The organism is Bradyrhizobium sp. SZCCT0148 (assembly GCF_018129985.1).
Taxonomy (GTDB): domain Bacteria; phylum Pseudomonadota; class Alphaproteobacteria; order Rhizobiales; family Xanthobacteraceae; genus Bradyrhizobium; species Bradyrhizobium japonicum_H.
This window is the reverse complement of sequence record NZ_JAFCKT010000035.1, coordinates 1-6,978: the sequence shown is the minus strand read 5'-3', so window position 1 is coordinate 6,978 and position 6,978 is coordinate 1. Positions and strand designations below refer to the sequence as shown.

Annotated in this window: 6 protein-coding genes and 2 pseudogenes; 7 read left to right on the top strand and 1 reads right to left on the bottom strand. The window is 60.5% G+C overall.

All coding sequences use genetic code 11. From position 1 onward, the window contains the following. The first annotated feature begins 105 nt into the window (after positions 1-105). Entirely contained in the window at positions 106-381 is a 276-nt protein-coding gene (locus JQ580_RS33600) for a hypothetical protein (RefSeq protein ID WP_212285643.1), read from the top strand. A gap of 497 nt (positions 382-878) precedes the next feature. Here the strand turns inward: JQ580_RS33600 and JQ580_RS33595 are convergent, their stop codons facing one another. Further along, the gene (locus tag JQ580_RS33595) at positions 879-1,169 is read right to left on the bottom strand and encodes a hypothetical protein (protein ID WP_212285641.1); all 291 of its coding nucleotides are present in this window, start codon (positions 1,167-1,169) and stop codon (positions 879-881) included. A gap of 261 nt (positions 1,170-1,430) precedes the next feature. On the opposite strand from JQ580_RS33595, the gene JQ580_RS33590 reads away from it, so the two are divergent. The 6 genes and pseudogenes from JQ580_RS33590 to JQ580_RS33565 all read left to right on the top strand — a co-directional run bounded on the left by JQ580_RS33590 (position 1,431) and on the right by JQ580_RS33565 (position 6,727). Beyond that, positions 1,431-1,820, top strand: coding sequence for a hypothetical protein (locus JQ580_RS33590; RefSeq protein ID WP_212285639.1), 390 nt, complete (start codon positions 1,431-1,433; stop codon positions 1,818-1,820). Between the two features lie 95 nt (positions 1,821-1,915). After that, positions 1,916-2,164, top strand: coding sequence for a hypothetical protein (locus JQ580_RS33585; RefSeq protein ID WP_212285637.1), 249 nt, complete (start codon positions 1,916-1,918; stop codon positions 2,162-2,164). After that, positions 2,164-2,427, top strand: a complete 264-nt coding sequence (locus JQ580_RS33580) for a hypothetical protein (protein ID WP_212285635.1) — start codon at positions 2,164-2,166, stop codon at positions 2,425-2,427. Before JQ580_RS33585 ends, JQ580_RS33580 begins: the two co-directional genes overlap by 1 nt. A gap of 2,703 nt (positions 2,428-5,130) precedes the next feature. Continuing rightward, positions 5,131-5,235: pseudogene (locus JQ580_RS34420) on the top strand (PEPxxWA-CTERM sorting domain-containing protein); the annotation flags it as partial. A gap of 507 nt (positions 5,236-5,742) precedes the next feature. Continuing rightward, positions 5,743-6,198: pseudogene (locus JQ580_RS34440) on the top strand (Npun_F0296 family exosortase-dependent surface protein); the annotation flags it as partial. A gap of 277 nt (positions 6,199-6,475) precedes the next feature. Beyond that, positions 6,476-6,727 (top strand): hypothetical protein, encoded by a 252-nt coding sequence (locus JQ580_RS33565; RefSeq protein ID WP_212285630.1) that lies wholly within the window; start codon positions 6,476-6,478, stop codon positions 6,725-6,727. Positions 6,728-6,978: the final 251 nt, after the last annotated feature.

The window sequence follows — 6,978 nt, the reverse complement described above, 5'->3', positions numbered from 1 at the left end:
ACGACAAGACCGCTCGCAATTTCCTGGCCGCCGTATTGTTAGCCGCAACCCGCCTATGGGTGCGGTTTGAGTCCACGCCCTAGACGAGGCGGTGAAGGCTGCGTCATGACAGAGCCGATCGAGATCACCGACCTGTTCAAGCTGCGCACCGAGCTCAAGCGCGAGCTCGCCCGCGTCGAGGAGCGGATCGCTCGCTGGCAGCACTACTGGAAGTACACCCCGGATGCCGCCTTCGAGGATCGGCTGGGCGACCGCTGGGTGCAGGTGACATACCGTACCTGCATGCTCTGCGGCCTGGTCTGCGAGCGCATCACCGAGAGTCCGCGCGGCGGTCTCGGTGAGTGGGAACGGACGGCGAAGTTCAAGGCGGAGGCGGCGTGAGCGCTACGCTCCCCCCCCATGCGATTGATCCTCTCGACCATGGCCTCGATGACGGCGATCTGGCTGCGGTCCATCGGGGTCCGGAAGTTCACGTCGGCCCAATCCGCCTGGGTCTTCAGGTAGTCGAGCAGCAACGTGAAATCTTCGAGCGTCCGCTCCTCGACGGTGCGCATGTGGGATCCGGCATGAACCAGCACCTTCGCCAACTCGGCCAGAACCGCATCGAGCGAGGTCTCGCTGAAGAACGGGCCGACGTTGATCAGGTTGGACGGGCGCGCCATCAGCATCTGGAAGCCGCGGTAGGTCGGGTGGGTGCCGAGCTCGCACAAGAGCTTGTTGTGCTGCTCCCGCCCGCGCTCGGTGTAGCCGTCGCGGTCGTCCAGCGCCGTCAGGATCTTGACGGCGCCGAACTTCTTCAGCCGCTCGGCCTCGTCGCAGGCCCGCCAGACCGCGATCTGCTCGGGGAAGGTCCAGAGGTAGTCGGCCAGGAACGTCGTCTACAGGATGTCGCGCATCAGGGCGAGGGCGGCCTGGTAGTAGCCGCGCATGACCAGCCCGTTCGCCGAGGCGGACGAGTTGAACAGCCTGGCCGCCAGCATCTGCATCACGAGCTCGTCCTCGTCGCGGTGCCGATGGTGCTTGGCGACGTGGTCGAGCATCGACATCGCGCGCTCGATCATGCGCACGTGCGGCGACAGGGACTCGGAGCCCTCGATGGCTCGGCGGGTGAGTATTCTGATCTGCGCCTCGCCGGCGTCGAGACGGTCGAGGTTGTCGGGAAAGGCCATGTCGGCTCGCCATGTGAAGTATTCGGATCTCAATTTAGCACAGTATATTGGGCGTTTTCGGCGATCCTGTCGGATATAGACGACATTCCGGCATCGACGGCGCCAGATGTCGCTTATATCCGACAATCCACCCACCGATGTGAAGCTAAGACGCCAGAAGATTCACGGCGACGTAAATCGATTTCTCTTGCGCGCTCGATCAATGTGTACTAAATATTAATACAAGATGACGGCGCGATGGTCGCGCCACAGGAGGTCACCATGGTCATTCGCTTCCAGTTCACCGAAACCGCCACCGGCGCGCCGCTCGTCGACGGCGATCTCAAGGCGTTCGATGCCGCCCTGGCCGCGCGCGGCATGACGTACGAGGATTTCATCGATGCCGGTATCAACGGCAGGGTTTTCGGTTCGATCACCAGCATCCGCGGCGACGTTTTCCTCGCCTACCAGCGGCCGCGCGACGTCGACAACAATTGCGACGACTACATCGACGCCGTCCAGGATCGGGTGAACGACGTGCTCAGGTCCAAGGGTGCCGAGCCCCGCGACATCCCCGGTACCGTCGAGGCCATGGCCCGCATGGAGCAGCTGTGGGGCGACGGCGTGCCCGTCTACGAGGCCGCCGTGCTGGCCATGGACGAATTTATGTAGGCCTCTCCGACATCGACCTCACGCCCGGCGCCGAAAGGCTACCGGGCTCGGGGGCGTAAAGGGCGCCGCCGTCGCGGTGCCGAGAGGAGGGAGTGATGTCCATCAAGACCGACCCGCTGCAGGCGCGCGCCGGCCGCGAGCGCCGCTTCAGCGTCAGCAAGCCCGTCCGCAAGGGCTTCATGCGCTATGCCGCCACTCTGACCGACCGCGGCGACCCCTATTTCGATGGCATGACGTTCACGTCGTTCACCGGCTGGCGCGCCCAGATGGCGGCCTGGGCGCACGCCCAGCGCATCGTCAACCGCGAAGCCAGCTTCGACTCCAACGGCTACTCGGTGGTCTGATGGCGGATAAGCTCTCGCCCCGAGCCGTCCGCGTGGTTGCCGCCGCCGAGGCGGCCTTCGGCAAGCGCTGGCAGACGGCGCTTGCCGCGTCCGCCGGCGTCTCCCAGGCGCTCCTCGCGAAGATTGCGGCCGGCGACCGCGTCGTCACCGACGAGGTCTACCGCAAGATCGCCGAGGGTCTGCTGAAGCAGGCCGACCGCCTGCGCAAGTCGGCGGGGCGGATCGACGAGATGGCGGGCCGCATGCTCGCCGAGCTTGATTGAACGGCCATAATCCGGATGCATGATGCTGATGACCGCGTTTGCGCAGATGGTCCTGACATCTTCATGGCATTTGCCATTGCAGTCCGTAATTGCGCGTTCGCGCGGATAGGAAGCCTCGGCATCGCCCCGGGGCTTTCTCTTTGGCGCAACCGTAACGATTTTGCGTTTTCCGATGCCCGATCTAAAAGTTTTGCAGCAGCGGTAACAAATCTGCAGAATCGAACCTTCCGTATGAGAGTTTTGCAGCGCGCGTAACAAATCTGCGGCAAGGTCACGGCCGGCTGCATCATCCCAACTTCTTGTGCTTGTAGCGCTCCGCCCTGATCTTGCGGCTATGAGATCGGCGGCGCGCAACGCGGGGTCGTCCGCGATAGCCTTCGCCGCCTGCTCCTCACACCAATGCGTCCAGGCGCGCATCATCGCCCGCTTGCGGCCGATCGGCGGGTCGCTAGCCCGCGACGTCGGTCGGCTCACCGTTGCGGCGCTAAACTTTGTAGATAATATTAGGCTTGTCGCTGGAGGAAGCAACATATCGCGGGCGACGAGAGCCCCGATAAAAGGGGTTGTCCAATATCAGCGCTCCTAGGGAGTGTATCCGCGATACTAAAATGAGCCGCCAGTAAGAGCTTTCTTCGAGATACCGCAAAATAGCGAGCTGAAAAGCTGCACGAGGAGATCGATCGCCGACGTTTGATTGAGTGGGAGTTCGTGATTGAGTGGTAGTTCGAGTACCAAGCGTTTTGACATGCCGACCTAGTCCGATAGCATCGGTTTGCGCAACTCCCAGTTCCGCCCGATGGTCGCCGGCCCCGCCATTCCCCAAGAACGGCCCCAGGGGTTGGCGGCCTGAGGCGATGCCCCCTCCTGCCCGGTAGCCTGATGATCAAAGCGAGAGCAGTCATTCGCAAGCCATCTGGCGACAAGACCGAGCAATATCTCACACTTCTTGTCGCGCCCCGGGTCGGAGAATCCATTTTGGTGTCTGGACCAGGGCTTTTCGAAGGATGCAGAGCGACGGTGACCGAAGTGCTGCACAAGCCCGAAACTTCGGACCAACCCGCCGAACTATTCCTTTTTCTGTGCGTTCAAACGACGAGCTGATCGACGTCCTCCCCTGATGCGGTGGCGGCAGTCCTTAATGAGACCGCCTCTGGGCGGTCTTTCGTTCATTGTTCACAGGCTCGGCGCACCCGATCCTGATATCGCTGTCGAGAGCTCGAGTTCAGTTGGTCCACTTCGGCGCAATCGCTCTGGTAAATCGGATTTTGAACAGTGCCGTTGTTCTTATCGGCGGCGCTGGGCGGCAAACCCTCGCGCTTGTTCGGACGCCCATCGACCCTCAGATCGGCGGGTCCGTTAGGCTGACGCAGATCGACCTGCCCTAAGGCGGGTACGGAGCTCATCATCAGGCCTATCAGCCAAATAGCTAGGCGGGGCATCACAATCCCTTTTCGAATGCGCCCTCGATGAAGCCCGAGGAAGGAGCGTTGCTCCTATTCGGGAGGGAGGTGATTGAACCGAACGGCTTCATGATCAGCAGCGTAATAGGGAGTGCCGCCGGTACCACAATCGCGAGGAGCGCAAGTCCATATAACGGTCTTCGGACTGTCGGCCGCGGGAATTAACAGGGCAAAAACCGCAAAAAAGGAAATCGAGGCTCTCCTCGTCAGATCGAGAAGGCATCAAGAACCGACGCCCATGGGGGTCTTCCCGAGAAAGGCGTGACGGGAATTCCATCTTTTCTGGACGGGATCGGAATCGAAATTTGCTGAAATGGGGCAGCCAAAGCGGATTTAAGGTGAGCCCTTTGACCAAGGGACGTGTCCTCATAAGCCGCGGCTTACTGCGAAAGCGGAAGACTGTAGCCTCAGGGTGTCCAGAGGCTCCCCCAGGGGGAAAGTCGGCGGCCCGAAGCCGGTGATTGGCATTCTGGATTGTAAGCGGGGGACACGCCAGTTCTCCCAGCGAATCTTCGGTTGCGCGGCCGCACAACCTTGACGGAGCAAAGAAGCCGCTGCAGCGCGCGGCGGCTTTTGGCGCATTAACCCGTCTGAGGGCCGGCTATTTAAACCACAAGGCCGCTGAAAAGAGTTAATTCCAGTGATTGTTGCGACAGCGCTATTGACACTTCATTACCCATTGTCCAACGGTAGTGGGATCAGGAGAATATCAATTATGATGAAGTCTATCGTTCTTGCCGGTGTCCTTTCAGCCACGCTGGCCTGCTCGGCTGCCCATGCATCGGTTGTTGGGCTGTTCAACACCGGTGCAGGCCTGGCTTCCGCCGCCGATGGGCAGGCGGATGCCAATTACAAGATCAATGGCGTCACCCCGCTGGTGACTTATTACAACGGCGCCTATGTCGCCGACACCGTTGGGGCGAACCAGTCGCTGTGGCTTTCGACTAACGCTGGTGGCGGCTCGCAGAACAACTTCGACATCAATGTCACCACCACTTTCACGGTGAGCGATGGCCCCTATCACATCTCCGGCGTTTGGGGCGTGGACAATTCGGGCACCTTGTCGCTCACAGGCGCTGGTGGCACCACGCTGCTGTCCACGATCAGCTACGGCTATCCGGCTTTCCAGTCTCTGAAGGCCTTTGACTTCACCGTTGGACCGGGGACCTACACCCTGGACTTCATGCTGAACAACCAAGAGGGCCCGTTCGCCCTGCGCGTGGGCGACCTGTCGGTGTCTGCAGTCCCTGAGCCCTCGACCTGGGCCATGATGATCCTTGGCTTCGCTGGCGTCGGCTTTATGGCCTATCGCCGTCGCAACCAGGCGTCGGCGATCACCGCGGCTTGATATCCAGCCACATCGATTTGCTGAAAGGCCGCCTTCGGGCGGTCTTTTTTTGTGCTGGGCAGAAGCCTGATCGGGGAGGACGGTGGCCATGCCCGCCGGGCCCTGAGGCGTCCCGCGAGCTTCGCGTGAATAGGGTGATCCCCTCGATCGAACGTTTGGGAAAAATCGGAACCTCACCTCGAGAGTCGATGATTGAGGCGGTTGAAATGCCTTGGAACCCGCAACAAGCTTTCTAATCGAATTTTAATGAAGTCAGGAACAAGTGGCAACGTCGGCTCTTAATGCCTGCGATGCGGCGCGCTGTGCGCCACGTCACGATTGGAGACTGACATGAGGTTATTACTATCCGGAATTGCGGCTCTTGCCCTGACCGCAGCTATTCAGCCGGCACAGGCAATGGTGGTGGGTAGCTTGGGGGGCGGCACCGGTCCCTTTCTCAGCCTAAGTAACGCTGGCCTCAATGGCGGATCGGTCGCCACGCTGAGCGGGGGCACGGTCTACACCAGCGATGAGCCGTTCGCCGACATCCCGAAGGGCGGGGTCTACGGCGGGACATTCCTCGCAGCCGGTCCGACCTCGGGCGAGCCTGCGGTGCTCAACTTCCAAGCCCCAATCAACTATCTAAGCTTTCTCTGGGGCTCTCCTGACAGCTACAACCTGCTCAAGGTCACATCCACCAGCGGGACCTACGATTTTACTGCGAGCAGCTTGAATTTCGCCGTGACCAACGGAAATCAGGCATTCTCCCAGTACGTCCAGTTCAATGCGACGCCGGGAGACCAGATCCTCTCGGTCAGCTTCAACAACAGTCCCGCGCAGGACGCCTTTGAAACGGCGAACTTTAGCGTGTCTGCGGTCCCCGAAGCGTCTACTTGGGCGATGATGATCACCGGGTTCTTCGGCATCGGTTTCCTGGCGTATCGAGGTCGACGTCAAAGCAACGCCGCGTTCCGTCTGGCTTAGCTCCGTTTTGAAGGTGGGGCCGCGCTGCGCGGCCCCCCAACGTTCACAGAACCTTAGAAAACCAAAGGTTTGGAGGTCACTGCCAATTCAACCAAGCCTAGACTTTCCCTGTTGTGCTTTTGAGGCGTTGTTTTCACGCACATCCAGCCAGCGGCAGAACCGGTGCGGGACGACCGGCCGCGATTTTGCCGCTGAATTTGCTTCATTGGTCGGCTAAGCTCGCCAGATGATCCTAGCAATTGTGTTGTTAGCCGTTGCCTGCAACCCGGGAGACCGGATGATCGACCTGAGCGGCAAGCTCCCGGGCAGCATCAAGAGCATCGGGCTGCTGGTTTCGGTCGAGCCGTTCTATGCCCGTGTCTACATTTACCAACCGGGCTTTCCAGACAGTTCCCAAAGCTGCTGCCGCAACATGCCAAACTCGGTTCTCGAGCTCCCCGTCATCGATGGACGATTTTGCGTCCGGCAAAGCCAGCCGCGGATGAAGTGGAAGTTGCAGATCATCAGTCGACCGAATGAGGTGGTCTGACGGGATATCCAGTTGGTGCTTTGGCCAAACGGACCCTCACCTGTTGATCGGCGTTCCTCGCGGGGCCTTACCGGTAAAGTCAATATCGTCACAACTCCATGCTGTTATGCCGCTGGCGTCGGGCTCTCGTGGCGCCTCAGACGCCCGTGTAACGCGCGGATTAAAGGAAGAAGCGTAAGCGGTCTTCTCAGGCCACGCGCCAGCGTTTTTGGGAAGCGAGATAGGCCCAGGGTAGCAGTTCGTCGATCTGG